General features: G+C 61.5%; 21 protein-coding genes. 8 read left to right on the forward strand and 13 right to left on the reverse strand.

Features of this window, described 5'->3' with window-relative positions:
• Window positions 1–3: 3 nt before the first annotated feature.
• From recA to OJ996_RS07600, 5 genes are all read right to left on the reverse strand, one after another.
• Window positions 4–1,038, reverse strand: a complete 1,035-nt coding sequence (recA, locus tag OJ996_RS07580; protein WP_264512874.1) for a recombinase RecA — start codon at window positions 1,036–1,038, stop codon at window positions 4–6.
• Window positions 1,039–1,204: 166 nt separating this feature from the next.
• Window positions 1,205–2,191 (reverse strand): thioredoxin family protein, encoded by a 987-nt coding sequence (locus tag OJ996_RS07585; protein WP_264512876.1) that lies wholly within the window; start codon window positions 2,189–2,191, stop codon window positions 1,205–1,207.
• A gap of 461 nt (window positions 2,192–2,652) precedes the next feature.
• A complete protein-coding gene (locus tag OJ996_RS07590; protein ID WP_264512878.1) occupies window positions 2,653–5,076 on the reverse strand; it encodes an ATP-binding protein in 2,424 nt (807 codons plus the stop codon).
• A 116-nt stretch (window positions 5,077–5,192) separates the two neighbouring features.
• The gene (locus OJ996_RS07595; RefSeq protein WP_264512880.1) at window positions 5,193–5,483 is read right to left on the reverse strand and encodes an energy transducer TonB; all 291 of its coding nucleotides are present in this window, start codon (window positions 5,481–5,483) and stop codon (window positions 5,193–5,195) included.
• Between the two features lie 32 nt (window positions 5,484–5,515).
• Window positions 5,516–5,881 (reverse strand): hypothetical protein, encoded by a 366-nt coding sequence (locus tag OJ996_RS07600; RefSeq protein ID WP_264512882.1) that lies wholly within the window; start codon window positions 5,879–5,881, stop codon window positions 5,516–5,518.
• Between the two features lie 191 nt (window positions 5,882–6,072).
• Here OJ996_RS07600 and OJ996_RS07605 point away from each other — a divergent pair, with 191 nt between their 5' ends.
• Window positions 6,073–6,381 (forward strand): RNA recognition motif domain-containing protein, encoded by a 309-nt coding sequence (locus OJ996_RS07605; RefSeq protein ID WP_264512884.1) that lies wholly within the window; start codon window positions 6,073–6,075, stop codon window positions 6,379–6,381.
• A 121-nt stretch (window positions 6,382–6,502) separates the two neighbouring features.
• Here the strand turns inward: OJ996_RS07605 and OJ996_RS07610 are convergent, their stop codons facing one another.
• The 4 genes from OJ996_RS07610 to OJ996_RS07625 all read right to left on the reverse strand — a co-directional run bounded on the left by OJ996_RS07610 (window position 6,503) and on the right by OJ996_RS07625 (window position 11,244).
• Window positions 6,503–7,966: a glycoside hydrolase family 130 protein gene (locus OJ996_RS07610; protein ID WP_264512887.1), complete on the reverse strand. Its 1,464-nt coding sequence runs from the start codon at window positions 7,964–7,966 to the stop codon at window positions 6,503–6,505.
• Window positions 7,963–10,077, reverse strand: a complete 2,115-nt coding sequence (locus OJ996_RS07615) for a glycosyltransferase family 4 protein (protein ID WP_264512889.1) — start codon at window positions 10,075–10,077, stop codon at window positions 7,963–7,965. The genes OJ996_RS07610 and OJ996_RS07615 overlap by 4 nt, the downstream gene beginning before the upstream one ends.
• 282 nt (window positions 10,078–10,359) lie before the next feature.
• On the reverse strand, window positions 10,360–10,629 hold the full coding sequence (locus OJ996_RS07620; RefSeq protein ID WP_264512891.1) for a hypothetical protein: 270 nt from the start codon (window positions 10,627–10,629) through the stop codon (window positions 10,360–10,362).
• Between the two features lie 111 nt (window positions 10,630–10,740).
• The gene (locus OJ996_RS07625; RefSeq protein ID WP_264512893.1) at window positions 10,741–11,244 is read right to left on the reverse strand and encodes a methylated-DNA--[protein]-cysteine S-methyltransferase; all 504 of its coding nucleotides are present in this window, start codon (window positions 11,242–11,244) and stop codon (window positions 10,741–10,743) included.
• A gap of 118 nt (window positions 11,245–11,362) precedes the next feature.
• Between OJ996_RS07625 and OJ996_RS07630 the strand changes: the two genes are divergently transcribed.
• A complete protein-coding gene (locus OJ996_RS07630; protein ID WP_264512895.1) occupies window positions 11,363–12,826 on the forward strand; it encodes a DNA-3-methyladenine glycosylase 2 in 1,464 nt (487 codons plus the stop codon).
• On the opposite strand, the gene OJ996_RS07635 is transcribed toward OJ996_RS07630, so the two are convergent.
• The 3 genes from OJ996_RS07635 to OJ996_RS07645 are packed head-to-tail and all read right to left on the reverse strand — an operon-like array spanning window position 12,806 to window position 16,800.
• Window positions 12,806–13,507 carry a metallophosphoesterase family protein gene (locus OJ996_RS07635; RefSeq protein WP_264512897.1) on the reverse strand — a complete coding sequence of 234 codons (702 nt, stop codon included), beginning with the start codon at window positions 13,505–13,507 and terminating at the stop codon, window positions 12,806–12,808. The genes OJ996_RS07630 and OJ996_RS07635 overlap by 21 nt on opposite strands.
• Before the next feature lie 4 nt (window positions 13,508–13,511).
• A complete protein-coding gene (gene recG, locus OJ996_RS07640) occupies window positions 13,512–15,557 on the reverse strand; it encodes an ATP-dependent DNA helicase RecG (RefSeq protein ID WP_264512899.1) in 2,046 nt (681 codons plus the stop codon).
• A gap of 22 nt (window positions 15,558–15,579) precedes the next feature.
• Window positions 15,580–16,800: a hypothetical protein gene (locus tag OJ996_RS07645; RefSeq protein WP_264512901.1), complete on the reverse strand. Its 1,221-nt coding sequence runs from the start codon at window positions 16,798–16,800 to the stop codon at window positions 15,580–15,582.
• Window positions 16,801–16,927: 127 nt separating this feature from the next.
• On the opposite strand from OJ996_RS07645, the gene lepA reads away from it, so the two are divergent.
• The 5 genes from lepA to OJ996_RS07670 all read left to right on the forward strand — a co-directional run bounded on the left by lepA (window position 16,928) and on the right by OJ996_RS07670 (window position 22,642).
• Complete coding sequence (gene lepA / locus OJ996_RS07650) at window positions 16,928–18,727, forward strand: translation elongation factor 4 (RefSeq protein WP_264512903.1); 1,800 nt, start codon at window positions 16,928–16,930, stop codon at window positions 18,725–18,727.
• Between the two features lie 109 nt (window positions 18,728–18,836).
• Window positions 18,837–19,544, forward strand: coding sequence for a hypothetical protein (locus tag OJ996_RS07655; protein WP_264512905.1), 708 nt, complete (start codon window positions 18,837–18,839; stop codon window positions 19,542–19,544).
• An 82-nt stretch (window positions 19,545–19,626) separates the two neighbouring features.
• Window positions 19,627–20,217 (forward strand): TetR/AcrR family transcriptional regulator, encoded by a 591-nt coding sequence (locus tag OJ996_RS07660; protein WP_264512907.1) that lies wholly within the window; start codon window positions 19,627–19,629, stop codon window positions 20,215–20,217.
• A gap of 89 nt (window positions 20,218–20,306) precedes the next feature.
• Window positions 20,307–21,395: a class I SAM-dependent methyltransferase gene (locus OJ996_RS07665; protein WP_264512909.1), complete on the forward strand. Its 1,089-nt coding sequence runs from the start codon at window positions 20,307–20,309 to the stop codon at window positions 21,393–21,395.
• Between the two features lie 113 nt (window positions 21,396–21,508).
• A complete protein-coding gene (locus OJ996_RS07670) occupies window positions 21,509–22,642 on the forward strand; it encodes a HupE/UreJ family protein (protein ID WP_264512911.1) in 1,134 nt (377 codons plus the stop codon).
• On the opposite strand, the gene OJ996_RS07675 is transcribed toward OJ996_RS07670, so the two are convergent.
• Window positions 22,639–23,898: a hypothetical protein gene (locus OJ996_RS07675; RefSeq protein WP_264512913.1), complete on the reverse strand. Its 1,260-nt coding sequence runs from the start codon at window positions 23,896–23,898 to the stop codon at window positions 22,639–22,641. The two genes, OJ996_RS07670 and OJ996_RS07675, sit on opposite strands and share 4 nt — an antisense overlap.
• Window positions 23,899–24,178: 280 nt before the next feature.
• Here OJ996_RS07675 and rlmN point away from each other — a divergent pair, with 280 nt between their 5' ends.
• Window positions 24,179–25,261: a dual-specificity RNA methyltransferase RlmN gene (gene rlmN / locus OJ996_RS07680; protein WP_264512915.1), complete on the forward strand. Its 1,083-nt coding sequence runs from the start codon at window positions 24,179–24,181 to the stop codon at window positions 25,259–25,261.
• Window positions 25,262–25,264: the final 3 nt, after the last annotated feature.

The raw sequence follows: 25,264 nt of genomic DNA on the forward strand, positions 1-25,264 counted from the left end.
TGATTACTTCTTCTTCGCCGAGTCGAGCTTCTCGCGCACCTTGTCGGAGATCTCGTTGTAGAGGGCCTCGTCCGCCTTGAGCGCGTCCTTTGCCGCATCGCGACCTTGGGCGAGCTGGGTGCCGTTGTAAGCGAACCACGAACCGCGCTTCTGGATCAGATCCATCTCAAGTGCCAGGTCGAGCAAGGAGCCGACCGAGGAGATGCCCTCGTTATACATGATGTCGAACTCGCACTCGGTGAAAGGCGGCGCGACCTTGTTCTTCACCACCTTGATCTTGGTGCGGCTGCCCTGAGTGGAACCATCCGTCGCCTTGATCTGGCCGATGCGGCGGATATCGATGCGGACGGAGGCGAAGAATTTCAGCGCACGACCACCCGGGGTCGTTTCCGGATTACCGAACATCACGCCGATCTTCTCGCGGATCTGGTTGGTAAAGATACAGACGGTGCGGGCCTTGGAGATGAAGCTGGTCAGCTTGCGCATCGCCGCGCTCATCAGGCGGGCTTGAGCACCCACGGTGGAGTCGCCGATTTCGCCGTCGAGTTCCTGCTTGGTGACCAGCGCGGCCACGGAGTCGAGCACGATGACGTCGATGGCATTCGAGCGGACAAGGGCCTCGCAGATCTGCAGAGCTTCTTCACCGGAGGAGGGCTGGGAGACCAGCAGGTCGTCCAGATTCACACCCAGCATCTTCGCATACTGCGGGTCGAGCGCGTGCTCCACGTCGATGAAGGCGGCCAGTCCGCCCTTCTTTTGGGCCTGGGCAATCGCCGTCAGGGTAAGAGTGGTCTTACCGGAAGATTCCGGACCGAAAACTTCAATGATGCGGCCGCGCGGGAAGCCTCCCACGCCGAGCGCGCGGTCGATCAAGAGGTTCCCGGTCGGGATCACATCCACGTCCACGCGGTGGCCATCGCCCATGCGCATGATGGCGGCCTCACCGAATTCCTTCTGGATGCTGGAAATCGCCAGATCGAGGTTGCGTTTGCGGGCGTCGGCGAGCTTGTCGGAGGAATCTTCGGATGTTTTAGCCATAATTCAGTCTAGTTGGGATGCGCGGACTCTGGCCCGGGCTGAACAGCTCCGTCAACGCAAAAAGATGTTCACTCGAACAAAAATGAGCCTTTTCAAATTTAGGCCGTCGACACGAAAAAGGCCCTGCGGAGGTATTCCGCAGGGCCTGAGATCCTAGGATAACTCCTTACTTTTCAGTCTCTTCCTTTTCTTCTTCCTTGGGCGCCTTCTCAGCCCCGCCCGCAGCACCGGCCTTGGCCTGTTCAAGCTGGGCTTTGAAGCCGTCCAACTGTCCCGCGATCTCGCTATCCGGAGCAGCGGCCTTGGCTTCTTCAAGGAACTTCAGGGAGTCGTCGAACTTACCCATGTTGGCCAGGATGCTGACCTTCATCAGCAGGGCCTTTTGCTTGTTTTCGCCGGAGAACTTGCCGCTTTCCAGAGCCTTGTCGACGTGGCCGAGAGCACCTTCCATGTCCTGCTTCGCACCGAATTCCTGCAGGCCTGCTTCGAACTCCGCCATCTGGGCCTTCTCCGAGAGCTTCTTGGCGTAGCCGGTCTCGTCCTTCGGGTCGGCTTCCTTGATCTGGGAAACCACGGTCGGGTAGAAATTCGTGACGGCCATGTCCGGCAGATCGCCCAGAGCGGAGACAAGGGCCTTGGCCTTCTCCACGCCTTCGCTCTTCTCCGCTTTTTCCAGCGAGCCCTTCATGGTCTCGCCTTTCGTGCGCAGCTCGTCGAGGTGCTTCACATACTCCTCCGGGCCGCCGGGCTGGAATCCAGTGTAAGCGTACGGCTTGCCGCCCGCATCCGTCAGAATGAGCGTCGGGAAGCCTTCCACCCCATACTGCTCAAGCAGCTTCTGGTTCCGCTCCCGGTCCGCATCGGACTGCTTCTTCACGTTTTCCTCCTGACGCGGGAAATCCAGCTCCACGAGCACGAACTTATCCTTGGTCAGGGTGCGGAATTCTTCTTTCGAGAGGACTTGGGCGGTCAGCGCTTTGCAGGGCGGGCACCAGTCGGAGCCGGTGAAGTCGATCAGAAGGTCCTTCTTTTCCTCGGCCGCCTGTTTCTTGGCGGTCTCGAAATCTTGCGTCCACCCTTCGCCGCCGGCGAAAGCGGAGTTCAGGCCGAGGGATGCGGCAAGTGCGGCCGCGAACAGGTGTCTGGTTTTCATATTAATAACGGGTACTGGGCGCCCCAAGAGCGTCAAGGGACGACGCATCAGCGCCTCCGGCTAGGAGTTTTCTCCAAAATATTTTTCCGCTCAGGGAAATACGGATTCAGAACGGCAAACGCCGCTCCGAGGTGGAGCGGCGCTTTTTTTAGAAGTAGATCAAACCGGTGCGGATCATGATCCCTGCGGTTCGTGCGGATGCTTCATCTCATGGAGATCGTGTATGCGTTGCTGCAAGCGCTGGTTCTCCTCGGCCTTGTGCTTCTTCTGCTGCTCTTGCTGAGCGTGGAGCTTCCGTAGTGCTTTTGGATTCTTGTCGCCCATAATTGTGTTTTGGGGTTCGGCAAGACTCTCGGCTTGGTTCGGAAGCGCGCAAGTCGGAGGACAGGTAAAATTGATCTAATCTTCTGATTATAATAATCTTGTGTCGGATTAATTTCCCGATATTTTGTCATTTCCGGTCACCAGGCACGCTCGCCACGGGCATCGTAGGGCAGCCAGAGGAGCGCGATGGAATCCACCTTCACGTTCGTCTTGGTGGGTTTCACGCTTTCCGTTTCCAGTTGCAGTGATGCGGGATCGTAGCTGCGGGTGAGTTCCTCGATCTCGGCCTGCAGTTCTTTCTCGATGATGGCGATGTCCTCTTGGACCGCCTCCACCTTGTCTTCGGCCGCCCCTACATCCTGGCGCTGCTTGTAGACGCTGGTGCCCTTCGTGATCAGCGAGCCGCCGCGGCCTTTCCGGCCGAGTAGACCGCCGAGTAGCCCGCCCAGGATCGAGGCTCCTGCCTGAACCATGGCGCCTTGAGACTCCGCCTTTTGGCGGGCCAGTCCGGCCTCCGCGGTTTGGAGGCGGCCTTGCAGGGTATCCAATTTTTTGTTGGTCGCGGCGCGGACCTTCGCGAGCGCGGCATCGCGGGCTTCACGGGATTGCTGGGTCAGCCGGGTGCGGAACTCCGCTTCGGATTCACCGAGCTGCGAGTAAGCCTTGAGAGCGGCGCAGGAGAAAACATCCGCGCGCTCGTTGCGATACAGCCATTCGGCGAAGTCTTTTTCCACCTGCTTGTAGTTCGCGGCATTCATCGCGAAGCCGGGCAGGGGGGCGAAGCCCGCGCCAGCGGCCGGGTCGGAGCCGAGTTCCTCGGGCTTGAGGGGAGGCGGCAAGTCCTTGTCCCAATCGATTGCTTCAGGGAGAATGGCATTCACCTTTCGCACCTTGCGGCTGCCATCCACCCCGGTCTTCGCGGACGTGAAGTGGACGGTGCCCACGCGGAGCAGGTGAGGGCGATAAACCACCTCTGAAGCATCGCCTGCGGGAGGGGCAAACTTTTCGACGATGCCATTGCCCACGAGCGGACGAGCTGAGGGTGTCGCAGCGGGTTCGGCGGCCATTCCCGGCATCGCCATCGGATTGGCTCCGGCGGCTGCCTTGGTCTCCTCCTTGCCGCTGCCGAAGGCTGTGCGCTTCGGGTCCATCAGCGCCTTGATGCTGCTGCGGGTGAGAGGCCCGGTCAGGTAGCTCATCACCCAGCGCACGTGGAAGAGCACCGGATGATCCTCGTGCACGTTGTTCATCAGGAAGACCCGGTTTCCCAAGCCGGAGAGCAGCTTCTCCATCTCCCCGCGATCGAATTTCGCGTTCTGTGAGCCGGCGGCTCCTTCCAGCCCATCGAGCACGCGCAGCTTGTCGCGTTCCGTCTGGAGACGACCGAGGAACCAGGTGCCGATGTTCGAGAGCGCCTTGTAGTCCAGATCCACCGGGTTCTGCGTGGCGAGCAAGCAGCCGAGGCCGAAGGCGCGGGCCTGCTTCAGCAGCGTCATCATCGGGCGCTTGCTCGGCGGATTGGCGGAGGGCGGCAGGTAGCCGTAGATCTCGTCCATGTAGAGCAGGGCGCGCAGCGAGGTCGTGCCGCTCTGCGCCCGCATCCAGCCGAGCGTCTGGTTCAGCAGCAGGCTCACGAAGAACATGCGCTCCGCATCGCCGAGATGGGAGATCGAGAAGATCGAGATGCGCGGCTTGCCATCCGGCGCGTGCAGCATCTTCGCGATGTCCAGCGGCGGACCCTCAAGCCAAGTGGCGAAGCCGGGCGAGGCGAGGAGATTGTTGAACTTCAGCGCGAGCGCTTGCCGGTCTTTCGGCGGCAGGAAGCTTTCCAGATCGATCACGCCCACCTTGTCGAAGGCTGGCTTCTGGATGTGGCGGATCAGGGTCTCCAGCGTGATATCGCGCTCCGCCTGCCATTCCTTCTGGAAGATCGTGGAGAGCAGGATCGCTTGCGGACTTTGGATCGGATCGGCATCCACCCCTACCAGCGAGAGCAGGGAGGAGACGGTGCTTTCGATCCGCTCTCCCAGCAGCTCGGCATCGTCCATGATCTCGAAGGGCGGTGCCTCCAGCGAGCTGAGGATGGACACCGGGATGCCCGCCCTCGAGCCGGGGGTGAAGATGTTGATGTCCACCTTCTCCTTGAGCTGGGCGATGCGCTCCGGTGCCTGACCCCAATCGGCGAGGCCCTTTTTCCAAGTCTCCGCGGTCTTCGCGGCGAACTCGTCGGGAGAGACATCCTTCTTCGCGGCATCGTCCTCGTTGATCCACGGGCGGAAGTCAGCTGCGGCGAGATTCGGGAAGGTGAGCAGAAGGTTCGAGATATCGCCCTTCGGATCGATCACGATCGCAGGGATGTTATCCATCGCCGCTTCCTCCAGCAGCGCGAGGCAGAGGCCGGTCTTGCCGGAGCCGGTCATGCCGAGGACCACACCGTGGGTTACGAGGTCCTTCGAGTCGTAGAGCACCAGCTCGCCCTCGGCGGACTTGGTATCCAGATCATACTCGCGGCCTAAGTAGAAGGCACCGAGCTTCTCGTAGTCTGAGACGGACGGGGTCATGACCCGATACTCTAACCAGCCCGATCCGTCTGGCGAGTGGGAAGCATGGCGGCCAACTCATCAGGGACGGAAAAGGGAAGTCCTCCCCTATCCAAAGGGCCCCGAGGCCCCTCAACTCATTGCGGAGAGGAGCCAGGCTCCACCGCGAACTCGATCGTGCGACGGGCCTTGGCCGGTTGGACGCCCGGTTCGGCACGGTAGCGGTTCACTTCGTGAATGGCTTCCTCCTGGAGCTGTTTCGGCGCATCGGTCTTGATCACCTTTGCGTTGCTCGACTTGCCGTCTGTGCCGATCGTGTACTCCACGTCGACGAAATAGGAGGTCTTGGTCGGGTCAATCGGTGGTTCGGCCGCGCAGCCGGCTAGAAGGAGGGCGAGCAGCAGAGCGGGACGGAAGGCGGGTTTCATGAGTGGATGAGTGATCGAGACGCGCCGTGGCGTCAATCGGGTTTCACCTCGTAACCCTTGTAGTAGAAGGTTTGATAAAGGATGCGAGACCTCTTCATGGGAGGAAGCTTGAAGGTTCTCACGGCGCGCACGCTGACCCATTGGAGTTTCAGCGGAGCATCGGAGCGGACCACTTCCGCGTGTTCCACCTTGCCTTCCTTCGTCGCGTACAGAGCCACGGTCACGGTGTAGACTTTCACTCCGTCCACGATTCTGCCGTTGAGGCCCTTCCCGTAGACCGGCTTTAGCGGCTTCGATCCCCAAGTGATCTGGGGTGATAACTCTGCTGCTTCCTCAGGTGCCCGGGTGGAGCAGCTTGCGAGCAGGGCGAGGAAGAGGAGAATGAGTGTCCGGAACATAAGCGGGGGGATTTCGAGATTCTTGTCGCTTCTCGGCGGGCCGCCCCCTATCGTGCCCTGTTGGTTCACGCCTTGGCAAGATCAAGGCCTGGAGTATTGCCAGGCGAGTCTGACAAATTCGGTGGTGATCTGAAACCCGACGAACGGGAACAGTTGCAGAGACACGCGCAAGGCGCGGACCACCGGATGTTATGAAAATGTATGTAGGCAATCTGTCGTTCAAGACGACCAAACAGGACATCGAAGCCCTGTTTTCCCAGCATGGCAAGGTGACCGATGTCCACCTCCCGGTGGACCGCGATAGCGGCCAACCCCGCGGCTTCGCCTTTGTGACCATGGATTCGCCTGCCTCGATGCAGAGCGCGATCACCGCCCTTCACGGCAAGGAACTGGACGGCCGCAATCTCAAGGTGAACGAGGCCCAGGCCCGCGAAGAGCGCGGTGGTGGTGGCGGCGGCGGCTATGGCGGTGGCAAGCCCTCCGGCGGCCGGCGCTACTGAGCGGCTCCCGAGCGATGATCTTCACGGCGGCACTCCTCGCGGGGTGCCGCTTTTTCGTTCCGCGCCGATGCCGGGCGGTGTCCTGCTTCGCCGGTGCTGCGGAGGTGTATCCTCCTCCAAATCACCCAACAGGTTTGAGCGCGGCAATCAGCTCGGCAAGGTCGACTGTGGAAATGGCCGTGGAAGTGTCGCTCAAGCCGTAGGGGAGGATCAGCTTTCCCGCATGTGCCATGGCACCACAGGTATAAACAACGTTGGGGACGTAGCCGTTTCTCACGGGTTCGTCAGGCTCGATCAGCGGCATGACCAGGTGTCCTAGGACGATCGAGGGGTCTTCGAGCTGAAGGAGCATCGCGCCGATGCAATAACGTCGCATCGGCCCGACCCCGTGGGTCAGGACCAGCCACCCGGCTTCCGTTTCGATTGGTGATCCGCAGTTTCCGATCTTGACGGCCTCCCATTCCTCCCGAGGCCGTCGCAGCAGGAGAGCGTCCTGCCAGAGGTGAATGTCATCGGAATACATCAGGAAGAGGTTTTCTTCATCATGACGCGAGATCATCGCATATTTCCCGTGGATCTTCCGGGGGAAGAGCGCCATGCCCTTGTTGCGGGCGGAAGGACCATTCAAGGTCGAAGCCCGGAAGTTCAGGAAGTCTTGGGTTTCCAGTAGCTGTGGCAGGATCGCCCTCCCGTTATATGCGGTGTAAGTGGCGTAGTAAGTCACCGATCCGTCGTCGTTCGTGAAGTGGACGAATCTCGCATCCTCCATGCCATTGCTCTCCGTGGGTGAGGAGGGGAATATGACGCGTTCCGAAAGCGCCACTGCCGGCGTGAAGTCGACCTCGTAATTCACCTCCGCCAGCCACCGCATGCATTCGACCGTGCGCCGCGCTGCCCGGGAGGCCTCGCGCGTGGCACCGCCAGCCGTGCGGATGGCCGAGTTCATTTCACTACGGGTGAAGCGGTCCCCCAGCGATTGCATTAGCTCGCGGGTCCACACGCTGTCGAAGTCCATTTCGTGAAGTTTGTGGAAGAAGGTGACGCGTCGGAAGGAAGGATCCGCTTTCAGATCCGGAGCGGTCACGAATCGGGAAGGCTCCTCCATCACAATGGTATGGTCGCCACGGATGATACCGGTGCGAAAGGCTATGGACGAAATGTGGCCTTCTCCCGTGGCACGGAGGCTCATGATGAAGCGGAGCTCGCCTGTGCTCAGACCTCCTTGGTCGGGGTGGGGAACTATCGAAGGGTTGAAGAGAGCGGCGGACTCCAAAGCATATTCTCCGGAGAACAATGCACCGATGTAAAGTCGGCGCTCATCGGAGAGCGAGTCGTTGTGCGGTACGTGTCCCTTGATCTTGTCATAGTGCCGCAGCCAAACCTTCCCGAGCCCCTGATGTCTTGCATCGAAATGGACATGGAGTTGCTGGAGCCGGGTGGCGATCTCATCTTCGCTGAGCACCATTGCCCTCTCGATAATCCGGAGGATCGAACTGCGATCTCCCGGAATGAAGGCACGAACGAGAACGCGGGAGTTGTTCGGGCGGATGTGAATCCCCGTGGAGACGGGTGAGATCGGGGTCATGAAAGGGCAGCGGAAATGCGGTGTTGTCGGCTCAGATCGATTCGCGACAGATGGAATGCGAGCGTCGATTCGGCTCCTTGGTTCTGATTGATATGATCTCTCAGGAGGGCGTCGCGGCATCCTCCGGAACTCTCGTCGTAAAGTGGTAGACCAAGATCGTTGCGGCCAAGGAACCATTCGAAGCAACGCAAGGCATGGCCGGACCAAGCTACGTCACCAGTGACTTCGTACGCAGCGGTGCAGGCGGAGATGATTGCGTGTGCTTCCACCGGCTGTTGGTCGAACCGGGCCTTTTCGCCTTCGCGTGGCCAGAAGCCATGGCAGCCTATCGGTGAAAATTGTCCGCCGTCCCCCGTTTGCTGTTCGATTAGCCAAGCCAGCGAGCTGAGGCCGATCTCCACCGCCGGGGCTTTTCCGGAAATGATGAGGGCATGGGGTAGCTTCGCATTGTCGTAGGTGGCGATACGTTCGAACCAACGCCAGCCGGGACCGGAATTGGCGTGGAAGAGATCAATTAGCCGGGCTACCAGAATATCTTGCATCCTGGCTACCTCCCGGTCCCCGGTGAAGGCTCGCAAGTACTCGTGGATGGCCACCAAGGTGAAAGCCCAAGCCCGCGGCGAGCTGAAGTGCTTTACCGCAGGCAGTCCTCGCTGGAAAAGGAGGGCGCAGAGATTGCGATAGCCTTCGTTTGCAGAGCGGCCCAGAGCGGTACCCGCTGCCCAGAGCGCCCGGGCGTGGCTATCTTCGGAGCCTTTGCTCTCCAGCCACTGCCGCTCGTGATTCATGAAGTTCCGAAAGCGGCGCGTGTTTGCATCAAAGGCATACCAAAGGAAGGCCAGATAGGTGCTCGCCAGCGCATCGATTCTCGTGTCCGCTCCGTGTTCTTCCTGATGGAGGATCGTGAAGATGAAGGCCCGCGCATTGTCATCGGTGCAGTAAGCCTCGTGATAGTTCGGTACGTTGTAGATCGCGTGCTGGAAAATTCCCGTGTGATCGGTCATCCGGAAGAGGTGGTCCAGTTTCGCAGGTGGGACGGCGTAGCGCTCCCGCGTGGACTCGCGTTCTTCCATCGCGGAGGAGGACATCGCGCTCAGACCCGCACGTGCCAGATCGAAACTCTCCATGTAGCGCCGGGCCACGTGCGGCCAAGTCATCTTGCGGCCTTCCTTCCAGGCCTTTTTCCGCATCGCGGTCATCCGGGTGGGATGCTTCAGGAGATCGTTCACCGCGGTGGCGATCGCTCCAGGGTCGGCGAAGGGGACAAGCACTCCCCGCTCCTCAGCAAGCAGTTCCAAGGCATGCCAGTAGGGCGTAGAGATGATCGCCTTTCCCGCGCCGAAGGTGTAGGCCAGCGTTCCAGACGTGATCTGTTCCTCGTTCCGGTAGGGAGTGATATAGATGTCCGCCCCGCCAATGAACTCTTTGAGCTCTTCCATCGAAACGAAACAGTCATGGAAAACCACCTGGTCCTGCACTCCCAGTTGCCGCGCCAGCGCCTGGAGTCCTTCGCGGTACGCTTCTCCTTGGCTCGCGATCAGGTGAGGATGAGTGGCCCCTACCACCAAATAGACGACATCCGGGTTCTCAACCAGAATGCCAGGCAGTGCCTCGATTGCGGATTCTATCCCCTTGTTCGGAGAGAGAAGGCCGAAGGTGAGCAGCACTGTTTTTCCCTCGGCATTGAAGATGTCCTTGTAGAAATTCGAGTCCACAAAGGGCATGTCGATCACGCCGTGGGGGATGAGGTCGATCTTGTCACGCTCGATCCCGTAAGTTTCCACGAGCAGACGTAGCCCCCGCTCCGCCATTACAATGAAGCGTCGCGAGAGTTGGTCGAGCCGTTCCATTACGTGGCGTTGCGCCGGATCCGGCTCTTTCAAGACGGTATGGAGCGTGGTCACCACGGGCTTCTTCAGCTGGTCCAGAAAGCCTAACAGGTGCGCTCCGGCCGGGCCGCCGTAGATACCGAACTCATGTTGGAGAGAGACAACCTCCACATTGTTGATGTGAAGGAACTCGGCCGCTCGGGTGTAGGATTCGGGATCGTTCTGATCGATTACGAAGCGTACCCTGGTGGGATAGTCATAGCCCTCCGCCCGATCGTTCATTGCTCCTGCAAAGCAACTCGTTGCAGGAAATTCAGAAGCGATTGCCTCGCAGATATCGGCAGTAAACGTGGCGATGCCGCATCTCCGCGGCGGATAATTGCCGATAAAGGCGATATGACGGGTCGACAAAGCAACTTTCATGGCGGGCGAAATCGAAATGATCTCGCGCTCTCCATGGCGGCGGAATCCGAGGATCCCGACAAAAGGCCCTTAGCCCCTTACGAAACGAATTACAGTAGCCGCGATGCGACCGGTAACAAGGAATATCGCGACACCTGATGCCTACTGCCTGCCGCTCAGGCAGAGCTTGATCCGGTCTTCGAGGAAATTGGTGACGGAGGACAGCGAGCGCTTTCCCGATTGCGGGGACTCGAAGATCGAGCCGTTCTCCGGCTCCGCACTGCCGTTTGGCCCCGGCTCGATGAACATCACGTAGCGCGGGAAGCGGCTTGGCAGCCACACGATCTCCGGGGATTTGATGAAGGTCTTCACCAGCTCCTCCACTTCGGGGCGCTTCGTTTCTGGGATGGAATCGTTCAGGGTGATTTTCACGGGAGTGCAGTGGGAAATCCCGGCCGGGGGTGCCAAGGGGTCCGCCATACGACTTGGCGGAAAGGGTAGCGAGGTATTTCGCGGAAATTCACGCTGCCCGGCGCGAATCCCTTACCACTTCAAGGCCGGGAAATCGTCCTTCGCTTCCATCCGGAGCAGGAAAGCCTTTGCCTCCAGCCCGCCTGCGAAGCCGGTGAGCTTCCCGTTCGAGCCGATCACGCGGTGGCAGGGCGCGACGATGGAGATCGGGTTCTTGCCATTCGCCGCGCCGACGGCCCGTACCGCGCCCGGACTGCCAACCTGCTTCGCGATCTCCGCATAGCTGCGGGTTTCGCCGAAGGGGATGGTGGTGAGTGCTGCCCAGACCTTTTTCTGGAAATCGGTGCCTTTGAATGCGAGGGGCAGGGTAAAGCGCTCCAGCTTGCCGGCGAAGTAGGCGTGCAACTGCTTCTCCGCTTCGACCAAGACGGGATGCTCGGGCTTCTCTGCCATCGGCCCCAAGCGCACCCGTTCAGGTGGATCGTTCTCCCAGAGGATCGCGGCTAGGGCATCGTCCTCCGCTACCAACGTGAGTGTGCCCACGGGTGAGTCCATGGTTTTGTAGAAAGTGCTCATGGCCTCACTATGCCCATTTGAAGAGATGCTGCTGGCCGTTTTCGGACATCAGGGCAAATTTAATCGCGTGTCCGAAAACGGCCAGCACGGGTGCGGGCTTTGGGGTTATGCTACTCCGATGATTGATCCCGCCGCTGCTTACAACGCGATGAGTTCGCGCGATCCCCGCTTCGATGGAGTCTTCTATGTCGGCGTCACTTCCACGGGGATCTATTGCCGGCCGATCTGCACGGTGAAGGCCCCGAAGCCGCAGAACTGCCGCTTCTTCGAGAGTGCGGAAGCGGCGGAGAAGGCAGCCTTCCGGCCTTGTCTGCGTTGTCGCCCGGAGCTGGCCCCGGGGAATGCACCGGTGGATAGCGCGCATCGCATCGCCCAGCTCATCGTGCACCGCATGAACGAGGGGCTTACCGATGAAGGCGCGAATTTGGAGGAGATCGCCGCGCAATTCGGGATCAGCTCGCGACAGCTTCGTCGCATCGTGCAAAAGGAGCTCGGGGTCTCGCCGATCGAGCTGATGCAGACGCGCCGCCTCCTGCTGGCGAAGCAGCTCCTCACCGAGACCAAACTGCCGGCTACCGAGATCGCATTTGCCAGTGGCTTCTCCAGCTTGCGGCGTTTCAATGATGCCTTCAGTGCCCGCTATCGCATGCCGCCCACGCGCTTGCGCAAGGAATCGGCGGAGGGTGAGACGGATTGGAAATTGTCGGATACTTCCACGCTGCAGCTTGGCTACCGGCCGCCCTATGACTGGGATGGAATTCTCGCGTTCTTGAAAGGCCGCGCGATCCGGGAAGTGGAGCATGTCGCGGAGGATCGCTACGCGCGTACCATTCGCCTCGGGAAGCACAGCGGTTGGGTCCGCGTCACGCATCTGGCGGGGAAGCATGCGCTGGCGGTGGAGTTCACGAACTCGCTGTCGCCGGTGCTGCCCGCGTTGCTGGGGCGGCTGAGGAATCTCTTCGATCTGAGTGCCAGGCCGGATGTGATCGCGGCGCATCTGAGGAAAGATCCGCTTCTGAGGGAGGGCGTGAAACGAAATCCGGGACTGCGCGTCCCCGGTGCCTTCGATGGCTTCGAGATGGCGTTGCGGGCGATCCTCGGCCAGCAGATCACGGTGAAGGCGGCCACCACGCTTTCGTGCCGCTTCGCCGAAGCCTTCGGGGACGAAATCGAGACTCCGCTGCCGGAGCTGTCACGTCTTTCACCGCTGGCTTCACGGGTCGCTGTTGCCACCGTGGACGATGTGGCGAAGCTCGGGATCGTGAGCGCGCGCGCGAAGAGCATTATCGCGATGGCCCGTGCCTTCCACATGGACGGTTTGCAGCTCGAACCCGGCGCAAATCCGGAGGCTGCGGTGGAGCGGTTGGTGGCCCTGCCGGGCATCGGGCCGTGGACGGCTCACTACATTGCGATGCGCGCTTTGCGTTGGCCGGATGCTTTTCCGAAGGAAGACATCGCGGTGCGAAATGCGCTCGGCCGCGTGAGTGCGAAGGAGGCGGAGAGGCTGTCCCAGCGCTGGCGGCCATGGCGCAGCTACGCGGTGCTGCATCTGTGGCGGAGTTTATCGGCGCAAGCGGCCTGATTGAATGCGGCCCTCTGCATTGGCCTGCCAGAACTCAAAGCCGGTGAGATCGAGACAGGTGAGTTCTCCTCCCTTGGTAATCCCGGTATCGATACAAATGGTATGCCCGAGGTCGGTTATTCTCCCGAACTCGTTGCGGGTGTGACCGCAGATCACGGTTCTCCCCGATTGATGGGGTAGAGCCATGGACAGGGTCATCCATTGCAGGCGTTCGGACTCTTCCTCGGCAGGAGACATGGAAGATCTGATTCCGCCATGAACGAAGATGAAGTCATCCGTCTCGTGCCAGTTCACGCAGGTGTTCTCTAAGAAGTACCAGTGGTGGAAGGGCACGACACGGATGAGCTCCTCGCTACTGCCAGCACCGTAGCTCGCGAGGGAGTTCTGCCCCGCGAGGGTTTCCCAGACCAGGAACTTGGTGGGGTCGAGATGCGCATCAAGAAAGATCTGATCGTGATTGCCGCGAAGGAAGATGGTGCGCGGGCGCGATGCGAGAGAGCAGAGGATCTCGAGGGTGCCTTTTACGTCCGGGCCTTTGTCCACATAATCGCCGAGGAAGATCAGCCAGTCGCCATCGGAGAGCGGAATGCTAGCAAGCAAAGCCTCCAACGCACGGGTGTGGCCGTGGATGTCGCCGATGGCGAAAACTTTAGAACCCACGCTGGATTCCAGATCTGACACGGGTTCAGCCACGTTGATCGACCGTGGAAGGTTTTTCGTGGATGAGCCCCCGAAGGGCGGCATGTGTATCGGATAGCATCGCATCTTCCCGGATCACCTGATCTGCCAGCGCGCGCGCTTCGCGGAGGAGTGCGGTATCCGCGAGGAAGTCCGCGAACCTGATATCGCCCAAGCCGCTTTGCATGGTGCCCAGCACATCGCCGGGGCCGCGCAGGCGCAGGTCTTCCTCCGCGATCACGAAGCCATCCGAAGTCTTCTCCATCACTGCCAGCTTCTCCATGCCCTCGGCGCTTTTGCCGTCGGTGAGGAGGATGCAGTAGCTCTTGTGCTCGCCGCGCCCGATGCGGCCGCGGAGCTGGTGGAGCTGCGCGAGCCCGAAGCGCTCCGCATGATGGATGATCATGAGATTCGCATTCGGGACATCCACGCCGACCTCGATCACGGTGGTCGCGACCAAGGCCTGGGTTTCGTTGTCACGGAAGCGCCGCATCACATCCTCCTTCTGCTCGGGGTCGAGCTTGCCGTGGACCATACCCACCTTGAATGCCGGAAGCCGCTTCTGCCATTTCTCGAAAGCTTCGGTGGCGGACTCGGCCTTCAGGGTCTCGCTCTCCTCCACGAGCGGATAGACCAGATAAGCCTGCCTGCCGGCGTCGAGCTGGTCCTTCACGAACTTGGTGATCTCGGTCTGCTTCGCGGTGGTGCGCAGCGCGGTGACCATCTTGCCGCGTCCAGCCGGGCGTTCATCCAGGATCGAAACGTCGAGGTCGCCGTAGATGGTCATCGTTAGCGTCCGCGGGATCGGTGTGGCGGTCATGACCAGCACGTCGGGCGTGATCCCTTGGGCGATCAGTCGCGAGCGCTGGGTGACGCCGAACTTGTGCTGCTCGTCGATCACCACCAGTCCGAGGTCTTGGAAGGCGACCTTGTCGTAGAGCAGCGCATGCGTGCCGATCAAAACCTGTGGCGTGCCCTCGAGTGGGAGGTGGGTGCCCTCTTCCTTGGCGGCGGTCTTCAGCATCACCCGCACGCCCAGTGGCTCCAGCCATTTGCGGAAGGTCAGGAAATGCTGCTCGGCGAGGATCTGAGTGGGCGCCATCAGCGCGGCTTGGACACCGGAGTCGATGGCCAGCAGCATCGACGCCATGGCCACGAAGGTCTTGCCCGAGCCCACATCCCCTTGAAGCAAGCGGTTCATGGGGCGCGGCTCGCGCATGTCCGCCACGATCTCCTTGATCGAGCGCTTCTGAGCGCCGGTGAGGTCGAAGGGAAGGGTCTCGTAGAAGCGCTTGAGCAAGCTCGTCTTCGTGCCGAGAACGCGACCGGTGTGTTCGTGGTTGCGGGCGCGCCGCCAAACCACATTGAGCTGCAGCGCGAAGAACTCCTCCAAGGCAAAACGCCGCCGCGCCGCCTCCGCCTGCTCGACCGCTTCCGGGAAATGCACTTCCCGATATGCCTCGTGACGCGGGTAGCTCGGATCGACATCGAAGGCGGGCGCAAGGGCCAGCGGGTCCATCGCTCCTAACAGCTCGTGGACGATCTCGCGCAATCTCCGCTGGGCGATGCCGGAAACATTCCGGTAGATCGGCACCATGCGCTCTAGGTGGATCGAGGGGCCGCCATCGAGCCGGATCACCTCGAACTCCGGGTGGTCGATCACCAGCTTGCCGCCGGAGTCCTTCGGCTTGCCGTAGACGATCACCTCCTGCCCGGCGGCGACCATCTTGTGGATGAAGGGCATGTTGAACCAGCGGCAGGTCACCTTGCCGGAGCCGAAGACCCCGCCGGTGCCATCCATCACCACGGCCTCGTAGAATTTCCGCCGCGGGCCGAAGGCGCGCTTCATCGAATCCACCACCGTGCCCCGCAGGCAGACCGCGGGTCCCCCGGCTTGGGCGGGAAAAGCATCGAAACGCCGCCGGTCCTCGTAGCGGCGCGGCAGCCAGTCGAGCAGATTGCCCGCGCGATGGAGGCCCGCGGTGGCGAGCGAGATGACTTCCTTCGGGACAAGGAAGCCGACAGACGCGAGCGGAGCGGACGGGACGATCAAAAGGGCAGCCTCCGGGGCGGGGTTACTTCACTTCGATCTGCTTGCGATCGCTCACATGGAGCACCTCGCCCAGTTCCGCCGGTTCCTTCCTGAAGGCACCGGAGACCACCACGCGCTTCCCCTTCAGGGCCTCCAGTTCCTTCGTGTCGAAACCCGGGGTTTTCTGGTCGAGCGGGTGGGCGATCCAGCGTGGCTTGCCATCCACCTCCAACTCCATGCAGCGATATTTGCCTTGGTCCTTCACGGACTTGACCGTGCCGGCGAGCTGGGTCTTGGGATCATTCACCACGGCTACCGGCAGTGCGGTGGCCTCGCTACCGGCCTGCGTCTTGCGCGCACCGAAGTCGAGAGCGCTGGCGGCAGCCGGCTCCTTGGCCGCCGCGATCTCAGCTGCCCTTCCGCCGCGGAGCTTGAAGAAATAGAAAGCACCCGCCCCGGCCCCGGCGACCAGCAGGAAGGCGAGAAGCACCGGCACCAGCGAGCTGCTTTTCTTCACCGGCTGTGGGGCCTGTTTCTTCGCGGCCTTCATCGGGATGGTCGGCACCGAGCCGGAGGCAGCAGGCTGACCGACGATACTGAGCGGTTCGTGGAGCGCTTGGAGCGCTTCGTCCAGCGACCAGCGGTTGGGATTCGTGCGCACGGAGCCCACCCATACGCCGAGCCCTTCCCCGGCGGCGGCCGGTTGCTTGCCGCGCCAGTGAAGGGCTTTCTCGGCTAGCTCGGCCAGAGGGAGTAAGCCACCGCGTTTTTGCGGGCTGGCCAGCCATTTCATCGGGCAGATCCAGAAAGTTACCATCTCGCCCTCGACCGGCAGCACGATGGATTCCGGGGTGGCTTCCACCCAGACGGCTTCCTCGCCGAAGGCCCCAGCGAGAGCTTGGGATGCCTCGATCGCGTGGGAAATCAGCGCCTTGGTCGAGCCAGGGCTAAGGGCCCGGGATCTCAGTAGTTCCGAAAGACGTTGACCTTCAACCCATTCGGTGACGAGGAAAGGCATGCCGTCCACGGGGTCGCAGCCGCCGTCGAGGATGGTGCGCAGGGTGGGGTGGCGCAGCTCCTTCACGCGGTCCAGAGCGGCCATGTAGGCGGCGCGCTCGGCCTCCTGCAGGCCGCCGCCATCGGGGCCGTAGGGGAAAAAGCGCCGGAGCACGACGGATCGCCCGGTATCCCGCTCCTCGGCATGGAAAACCACGCCGCTCGCGTCCTGCGCCAGGATGTCCAGAATCTCGTATCGTCCAGCCACTCGCCCTGCACTACCAGAGTCCCGGCGGCTTCGCCAATACCTCCGTCACTTCCCGGACTTTCTTTTTCCGTGATTTCCGCGTATTTAGTGCTTTCCTCCGCCCGCCCGAGAGTCCGTCCCGTCTGCCATGCCTACTTCCCTGACCCGCAATTTCTCGATCATCGCCCATATCGACCACGGGAAGACTACCCTTTCCGACCGCTTGATGGACGCTACCAATACGGTGGCCCAGCGCGATCAGCAGGCCCAGCTTCTCGATGCCATGGACCTCGAGCGCGAGAAGGGCATCACCATCAAGAGCCACCCGGTGGCGATGGAGTACAAGGCGAAGGACGGGAAGACGTACAAGCTCAACTTGCTCGATACCCCGGGCCACGTCGATTTCTCCTATGAGGTCGCCCGCTCGCTGGCCGCCTGTGAGGGCGCGATCCTGATGATCGATGCCGCGCAAGGCGTGGAGGCCCAGACTGTGGCAAACCTGCACCTGGCGCTTGAGCAGAATCTCACGATTATCCCGGTCCTCAACAAGATCGACCTTCCCGCGGCGGACGTCGAAAAGTGCCGCAAGCAGTTGGAGGACATCCTCGCCATCCCGGGGGAAGATGCGATTCCCGCATCCGCCAAGCAGGGCATCGGGATCGAGGAAATCCTGGAAGCCGTCGTGCAGCGCGTGCCGGCCCCGGTGGAGAATCCGGACAAGCTCCTGCGCGCCTCCGTTTTCGATTCGATCTACGATACCTACCGTGGCGTGGTCTCCTACGTTCGGGTTTTCTCCGGCAGCGTGAAGAAGGGCCAGCGCGTGAAGCTGATGGCCACGAACAAGACTTACGAGGTCAAGGAAGTGGGCGTCTTCACGCCGAAGATGACCGCCCGCGAAAAGCTGGTGGCCGGCGATGTGGGCTACGTCATCGCGAACATGAAGTCCGCGGACGAGGCCAAGATCGGTGACACCCTCACCGACAACACTCATCCCTGCCCCGAGCCGCTGCCCGGTTACAAGGAGATCCAGCCGATGGTCTTCTCCGGGATCTACCCGATCGACGCTTCCGACTACGAGTCGCTCAAAACCGCAATGGGCAAGCTGCAGATCAACGATGCGGCCTTCACCTACATGTCGGAAAGCTCCACCGCGTTGGGCTTCGGCTTCCGCTGCGGCTTCCTCGGCCTGCTCCACATGGAGATCATCCAGGAGCGCCTGCGCCGGGAGTTCAACATGGACGTGATCTCCACCTACCCGTCCGTGATCTATCAGGTCACGAAGACGAACGGGGAAGAGGTCATCGTGGACAATCCCTCGTTCTTCCCCGAGCAGCAGACCATCCAGGAGGTGCGCGAGCCGCTGGTGAAAGTCTTCGTCATGATCCCCGGCGACTACATCGGCGACATCATGTCGCTGGTGATGGAGAAGCGCGGCGAGGTCGAGCATACCGAGACGATCGATGACACCCGCGTGATGCTGACCTGTCTGCTGCCGCTGGCGGAGATCCTCGTCGATTTCAACGATCGCCTGAAGTCCTGCACGCGCGGCTACGGTTCGATGGACTACGAGCACGCCGGCTACCGTGCCGCGAACATGGTGAAGATGGAGATGATGATCGCCGGTGATCCCATTGAGGCTTTCGCCACCATCGTCCACCGCGAGAAGGCGGAAGGCTACGGCCGGGCGCTTGCCGCCCGTCTGAAGGACGTCATCCCGAACCAGCTCTTCGTGGTGGCCATCCAGGCCTGCATCGGCGGTAAGATCATCGCCCGCGAAAGCATCTCCGCCATGCGCAAGGACGTGACCGCCAAGTGCTACGGCGGTGACATCTCCCGCAAGCGCAAGCTGCTGGAGAAGCAGAAGGAAGGTAAGAAGAAGATGAAGGCGATCGGGAAGGTGAACATCCCGCAGGACGCCTTCATCAAGGTGCTGAAGAGCGGGGATTGATCCCGCCGCTCCCAGCCCGGACCGGTGCTTGGTGAAATTTCGATGAAGCTCTCATCGGAGCGTTGAATTGACTTTATCGGCGCGGACCTGTGGCGAACACAGGGGCGACATGAGACACGTCCTCCCCCTCGCTGCTTGCCTGCTTCCGCTCGTCTTCAGCTCCTGTGCTACCAAGTGGACCGAAGCCCAGAAAGCCCAGGTCAGCTCTCTATCCGTGGCGCCGAGTGTTGCCCCCGACGGCTACAAGCCGCCGATCGGCAACGAAGTTCATTCGGCCCCGATCATCACCGTCGGCGGTGGTAGCTTCGCGGCCGGTGCGGCGGCAGGAGCCGGTGCCCAGTTGATCGTGGAGATCGCCGCCTTGGCTCAGCAGAAGATGTTCGAGAGCAACTATGCCGATGCCATTTCCCGGGCACCCGGCACTGTTCCCGGCGATCTCTCGAGCCGTGTCCACAAGGAGGTGTCGAAGTCTCTGGGCGCTCATCCCTTCCTGAAGGGCAAGGTCAACAATGCCTCTCCGAACCGCTTCGTCGTCACGGTGGAAACCTTCCGCTACACGCGTGCGGGCAAGGATGGGGACGTGTTGGTCACGCCCGCGATCAGCGGCAAGTTCGAGCTGCTTGGCGCGGATGGGAAGAAGCTCCTTTCCACTCCTTATGTGGCAGTCGGGAAGACGGCCAAATCCATGAATGCCTTTGTGGCGGACAAGGCTCTCGCCAGCCGGGCCTTCGACGAGGCCATCATGCGGATCGGCCTGAGGGCGCGTAATGCCGTCGAGGTGAAGTTGGGCGAAACCCCCACCAAGGAAGCGCCTTAACCGGATCATTCCCGGGCGAATCGCCGGAGGAAGAGAAAGAAAACTGTTGATCATACCAACCGGTTGGTCTAGTGGTCCGTCCGTGTCCATTCCCGAGTCCAAGGAACGCCTGATCGCAGCAGCCAAGGAGCTGGTGCTGACCTATGGCTACGCCGGGATGCGGGTGGATGCAGTCTGCGAAAAAGCGGGGCTGACCAAGGGCAGCTTCTACCACTTCTTCAAATCCAAGGAGGAAATCGGGATCGCGATCCTCGAGTGGTCGGCCCGGAAGGGCGGCGAGATTCTGAGCAATGGCCCCCATGCGACGATTAAAGATCCGGTGGAGCAGGCCTTCGCCTTCCTGAAGCATGTGGAGGACTCCTCCGAAGCGCTGTGGGCGAACGGCTGCATCCTCGCGAGCTTCTCAATGGAACTGGCGGACACCAGCGACAAGCTGAACCAGGTCGTGGTCGGAATGTTCACCCAGGTGGTGGACTTCTTCGCTTCTTACTTCGTCCCGATCGCGGAGCGCTGGCCGGAACTTCCCTCCGCCCAAGACCTCGCCAATGAGTACCTCTCGCTGCTGGAAGGCTCGATTATCTTCGCCAAGGTCTATCGCGATTCCGCCCGCATTTCTTCCGCGCTGAGGGCTTTCCGCATCAACCTTGAACGCCTGACGATGGTAGCAGTCTGACTTTTTTCGGCCTCCGGACCATACCAACCGGTTGGTATTTCCATTCTCCTGGTTCATCCCACCCTCCCAAACTCGTCCAAAAGCGAACCATGAACTCGACACTCGAAATCCAAGAACAACGCACCGAACTCCGCATGGACCTCCTTGAGGCCTTTGCGGGCAAGATGATGAATGAGCTGGGGGCGGCCGTGAGTGGCGCTCTCGTGATCCTCGGCGACCGCTTGGGGATCTATGAAGCACTCGCCAAGACCGGCCCGGTAAGCTCCATCGGCTTGGCGCAAGCTACCGGCCTCGACGAGCGCTACCTGCGCGAGTGGCTGGCGGCCCAAGCCGCCTCCGGCTACATCGAATGCAATCCCGGCGAGGGCTTCTTCTGGCTGAACCCCGAGCAGGCCGCCGTCTTCGCGATGCCGGACCATCCGGCGACCATGATCGGCGGTTTCTACACCATGGCATCCGCCTACCACGACGAGCCGAAGGTGGAGGAAGCCTTCAAGACCGGGAAAGGGATCTCGTGGGCGGATCACCACAACTGTCTCTTCTGCGGGGTGGACCGCTTCTTCCGCGCCGGCTACGCGGCGAATCTGGTATCTTCGTGGATTCCCTCCCTTGATGGTGTGGAAGCCAAGCTCAAGGCCGGTGCCAAGGTGGCAGACGTGGGTTGCGGACACGGTTCCTCGACCGTGCTGATGGCGAAGGCCTTCCCGAATTCCTTCTTCACCGGCTTCGACATCCACGAGGAATCGATCAAGGCGGCCCGCGGCCATGCCGAGGATGCAGGCGTGAGCAACGTCCGCTTCGAAGTGGCCACCGCGAAGGACTTCCCGGGCCACGACTACGATCTGGTGACGGTCTTCGATGCCTTGCACGACATGGGTGATCCGGTCGGCGCGTCCATCCACATCCGCCAGGCGCTGCATAAGAACGGCACATGGATGATCGTCGAGCCCATGGCCGGTGATAGCTTGGCGGAGAATCTCAATCCGCTGGGACGTCTCTACTACAGCGTCTCGACCATGGTCTGCACGCCCGGCTCGAAAAGCCAGGAAGTGGGACTCGCCCTCGGTGCCCAAGCCGGGGAGAAGCGCTTGCGTGCGGTCATCCAAGAAGGTGGCTTCACCCGCTTCCGCCGCTCCACCCAGACCATGGTGAACATGGTGCTGGAGGCTCATCCTTGATTCGTAATGGAGTCCCGCCGAGATACCGGCGGCGCTCCATGCTCCCTCATGTCCGAGTCAATCCGGCGTTTCGCATTCGACCTGACTCGCGGATTCGCTAGATGCTCTTTCCGGTGAGCCGCTTGATCCGGAATCGATATCTTTCGCTGCTGTGGGTGCTGCTTTCCATGGTGGCGGTGCAGAGGCTGCCTGCCCATGTCGTGAGCCAGTTGTATGGCGAGCTTCAAGAGTCGGATGGCTCATGGAAGCTGGAAATCCTCTTTGATGCCGGGTTTGCCGATCCGAAGTTGCGCGACGATCTGGAGGCGCCGCAGCCGACCCGCGAGTGGCTGGTGGGATTGCCTTCCGGGCAGCAGCAGCAACTGTGTCGCGAGGCCGAGATCTATCTTCGCGAATCCCTGAGCTTCCGCACCTCAGGTCAGCCGCTGGATTGGAAGGTCTCCTACCCGGACTTCCATGTTACGCCGCCGAGCTTTCCTTCCTTGCTCAACGATGGCGCTTACTTCCGCATCCTGATCGAACCGGTCGCTCCGGCATCCGGGGAGGTCACGGTGGCGATGGCGGGCGGGAAACATCCCGATCTGGTGGTGAAGCTCCCGGGCGGAGCGGATGGTGGCAACTACCTGACCGTGGCCCCCGGCGCGGAAACCCGACTGGTAAGCAGCACTCCCGCGGATCCTGTGGAGAGCAGGACGCCGATCTCCGTGGCCTTCACCCAAGGCGTGCTCCATGTGGTGCCGGAAGGGCTGGATCACATCCTCTTCGTGCTCGGCATCTTCCTACTCCAGCGGCGTTGGAAGCCGCTGCTCCAGCAGTCCCTCGCTTTCACCGCGGCCCACACGCTGACGCTGGGCCTCGCTGCCGCCGGCTTCGTGAAAGTGCCGGGCTCGATCGTCGAGCCGATCATCGCGCTGAGCATCACCGCGCTTGCGGTGGAGAATCTCTTCGTCACCGAGGCGAAGCCGTGGCGTCTCGCGCTCGTCTTCGTGTTCGGCCTCGTGCACGGCCTTGGCTTCGCCGGCGTGCTTTCCGCCTGGATTCGCCCCGGGGAAGGATTCCTGCCCACCCTGATCTCGGCGAATGTCGGCGTCGAGGTCGGTCAGGTCATCGTGCTGGCCGCGGCATGGATCCTCACCATGGGATGGAGCCGCAGCCGGGCATGGCCGCACTTCCGGCGCTGGAGCTGCGTGGCGCTCGCCTGTGCCGGCCTGTTCTGGTTCGTCGAACGCGTGAGCTGGCTCGCTTAGTCCTCTTCCTCCTCGTCGTCGACGTAGTCTTCATCCTCATCGGGAAGACCCGGGGAGGCAGCACCGAATTCAATGTCCACGCGCTTCTTCTTCCAGGCCTTGGAGATTGCCTCTTCCATCTCCTCGTAGCTCCGGCCGTCGAGAAGCACCTTCAGCGCCGCGTCGCCGCTCTTGCCATCGCGGAGCGACTTCAGGAACTCCTTCATGCGGGCCGCGTCACCTTCTCCGTCGAGGTGGAGGAAGTAGGTGGTGAGGATTAGCCCGAAGCCGTAGTTGAAATTCGCGCGCTGGCCAGTGAATTGGCCATAGCTCATCTTGAAGAAGCTCTCGAGCGATGGCGCCTTGATCTTCTCGCCGAGCGCACGCCCGTGGGTGTCGTCCTTCCCGTAGCCGGTGGCGTAGGCCACGATGTCGTCGAAGTTCGACTTCACCTTGAAAATGCCCGCCCGGTAGGGAGTAGCCGTGGTGTATTCGGCGATCCCTTCGCTGAACCAACCCATGGCACCCTTCTCGAAATACGCGGAGGGAGAGAGTTGGTGGGTCAGCTCATGCACCAAGGTGCCATTGGCCTTGTCGCGATCAAGGATGTAGCCGCTGCCCATCGGGCGAACGCCCAAGCTCGTGAGCGGGACCATCACCACGCCGCGGCCTGGCATGAAGACTCCGGCGCTGGTAGGCGGCCCGCCTGCCTTCACGTAGCTCTCCTTGGTCTCGAAGAGCAGGATTTGATACTTGCCGTCCGTCTTCTTGCCGCCTGAAACCCCGAGGGGCAGCGCCCGGCAGTAGAGGTAGGTGGATTCGAACATGACGGCGAAGCCCTTCACCACCGACTGGGCCAAGCGCACGTCGCAAACGAAGCGGTAGTTCGCGCTTTCGTAGATGAAGCGCTTCGCCTCCTTGTCCTCCGTCATCGTTTCGATCTTCGGATCCTCGGTGAACTGGATCTTGTCCGGCCACGGCGCGTCGAAGTTTTCGCTATCGTCATCCTTGGAGGCGGACTTCGGAGTTTCCTTTTGCGCGGGCTTGTCGCCGGTGGTCTTGAGGTAGTCCAGATCCGCCGCGGAGAGACGAGCGAGCGGCAGGGTGACGACCTTCTGGTTGCTGTCCAATTTCAGCGTGACCTCCGTCGAGGTGGCGGACACCAGTTCGGCTTCGAGGGTACGGCCTTGCGTGTCGGTCCATGTCCGCGCCCAGGCGGGTGCGGATAGCAGACATAGGGCGGCAAGCAGGGGCAGCTTGTGAATCTTGGGGTTCACGAGTTGATAAGAGAGGAGTGAAGCGGGGGCCCGCTAAAGGCGGAGCGGGAGGCGGAACTTTTCTAAAAAACGCAGGGAATCAATCGAATTACGACAAATGAACGGTGAAAAAACCGTGAAGTCGGGGCGGAACATAGGCCGTGAAAATGCGGAATGGTGATGTCATGCCCCTATCATCCCCCGTATCATAAGGTCGCGGATAGGAGGGGCCCCCGGTCCGGCCGACGAGGGAAATGAGGCTTGAAGCCGGACCGCCTCCGGTGGATGGAGGGGCAGCAGCATGAGCCGACCGCCCCGCTCCCTTCACGATCTCGGACTCCACGAGATCGCCGGGGAGCTGTCTTCTGCCGGAATCAATCCGCACCATGCCAAGGCGCTTTGGCGCGCTTTCCAGCGGGAGAACTCCCTGGATCTGGCAAGCCGCGACTTCTCTCCACCCCTGAAGCGCTGGGTGGAAGACCACGTGGGCGAGGGGAAGGACTTCTTCCTCGATGCGCCCGAAGTCGTGAGCGAGACCCACAGCAGCGACGGCCTGACGCGGAAATTTCTCCTCAAGCAGCGCGACGGCCAGACCACGGAAACCGTGCTGATGGGCTACGATGGGCGACACACCGCCTGCGTCAGCACCCAGGCCGGCTGCGCGATGGGCTGTGTCTTCTGCGCCACCGGGCAGATGGGTTTCGTCCGCCACCTGCGGCCCGGCGAGATCGTGGCGCAGGTGCTTCACGCGCGGCGCGTGCTGGAGGCCATGATGCCCGGCAGACGCCTGCGGAATCTCGTGCTGATGGGCATGGGCGAGCCGTTGCATAATTTCGACTCGGTGATCCGGGCGCTGGATATCATCTCGAATGTCCGCGGCATCGGCATCGGGCCCTCGCGGATTTCGATCAGCACGGTGGGTGTCGTTCCCGGCATCCTGCGCCTCGCGAAGGAAGGGCATCCCTACCGGCTGGCGGTGAGCTTGCACGGTTCGACCGAGGAGGAACGCTCCGCCCTCGTGCCCGCCAGTAAGAAGTGGTCGCTGGCCGAGTTGATCGCCGCCTGTCGCGAGTACGGAGCCATCACCGGCAAGCGCATCTTCTTCGAGTGGACCTTGATCGCGGGGAAGAACGACTCGCCGGAGACCGCGCAGCGCCTCGCTGCGCTGCTGCACGGCATCGATGCGCATGTGAACCTGATCCCCTTGAACCCCACCCACGGCTTCAAGGGCATCGCGGCGGCGGAGTCGTCCGGCTTCGAGTTCCAGCGTATCCTGCTGGATGCAGGCTTCCCCTGCACCTTCCGACAGCGCCGCGGCATCGATGTGGCGGCGGGCTGCGGACAGCTGAAGGCGGAGAAGGTGAGAGCCGCATCCCGGAGCTAGAAC

Origin of the sequence: Luteolibacter rhizosphaerae, assembly GCF_025950095.1 — a bacterium.
In the GTDB taxonomy this organism is placed as follows: domain Bacteria; phylum Verrucomicrobiota; class Verrucomicrobiia; order Verrucomicrobiales; family Akkermansiaceae; genus Haloferula; species Haloferula rhizosphaerae.

What these genes read in the sequence shown, in the direction of transcription:
- recA (WP_264512874.1), bottom strand. Translation starts at nt 1,038, where the DNA reads ATGGCTAAAACATCCGAAGATTCCTCCGACAAGCTCGCCGACGCCCGC.
- OJ996_RS07585 (WP_264512876.1), bottom strand. Translation starts at nt 2,191, where the DNA reads ATGAAAACCAGACACCTGTTCGCGGCCGCACTTGCCGCATCCCTCGGC.
- OJ996_RS07590 (WP_264512878.1), bottom strand. Translation starts at nt 5,076, where the DNA reads ATGACCCCGTCCGTCTCAGACTACGAGAAGCTCGGTGCCTTCTACTTA.
- OJ996_RS07595 (WP_264512880.1), bottom strand. Translation starts at nt 5,483, where the DNA reads ATGAAACCCGCCTTCCGTCCCGCTCTGCTGCTCGCCCTCCTTCTAGCC.
- OJ996_RS07600 (WP_264512882.1), bottom strand. Translation starts at nt 5,881, where the DNA reads ATGTTCCGGACACTCATTCTCCTCTTCCTCGCCCTGCTCGCAAGCTGC.
- OJ996_RS07605 (WP_264512884.1), top strand. Translation starts at nt 6,073, where the DNA reads ATGAAAATGTATGTAGGCAATCTGTCGTTCAAGACGACCAAACAGGAC.
- OJ996_RS07610 (WP_264512887.1), bottom strand. Translation starts at nt 7,966, where the DNA reads ATGACCCCGATCTCACCCGTCTCCACGGGGATTCACATCCGCCCGAAC.
- OJ996_RS07615 (WP_264512889.1), bottom strand. Translation starts at nt 10,077, where the DNA reads ATGAACGATCGGGCGGAGGGCTATGACTATCCCACCAGGGTACGCTTC.
- OJ996_RS07625 (WP_264512893.1), bottom strand. Translation starts at nt 11,244, where the DNA reads ATGAGCACTTTCTACAAAACCATGGACTCACCCGTGGGCACACTCACG.
- OJ996_RS07630 (WP_264512895.1), top strand. Translation starts at nt 11,363, where the DNA reads ATGATTGATCCCGCCGCTGCTTACAACGCGATGAGTTCGCGCGATCCC.
- lepA (WP_264512903.1), top strand. Translation starts at nt 16,928, where the DNA reads ATGCCTACTTCCCTGACCCGCAATTTCTCGATCATCGCCCATATCGAC.
- OJ996_RS07655 (WP_264512905.1), top strand. Translation starts at nt 18,837, where the DNA reads ATGAGACACGTCCTCCCCCTCGCTGCTTGCCTGCTTCCGCTCGTCTTC.
- OJ996_RS07665 (WP_264512909.1), top strand. Translation starts at nt 20,307, where the DNA reads ATGAACTCGACACTCGAAATCCAAGAACAACGCACCGAACTCCGCATG.
- rlmN (WP_264512915.1), top strand. Translation starts at nt 24,179, where the DNA reads ATGAGCCGACCGCCCCGCTCCCTTCACGATCTCGGACTCCACGAGATC.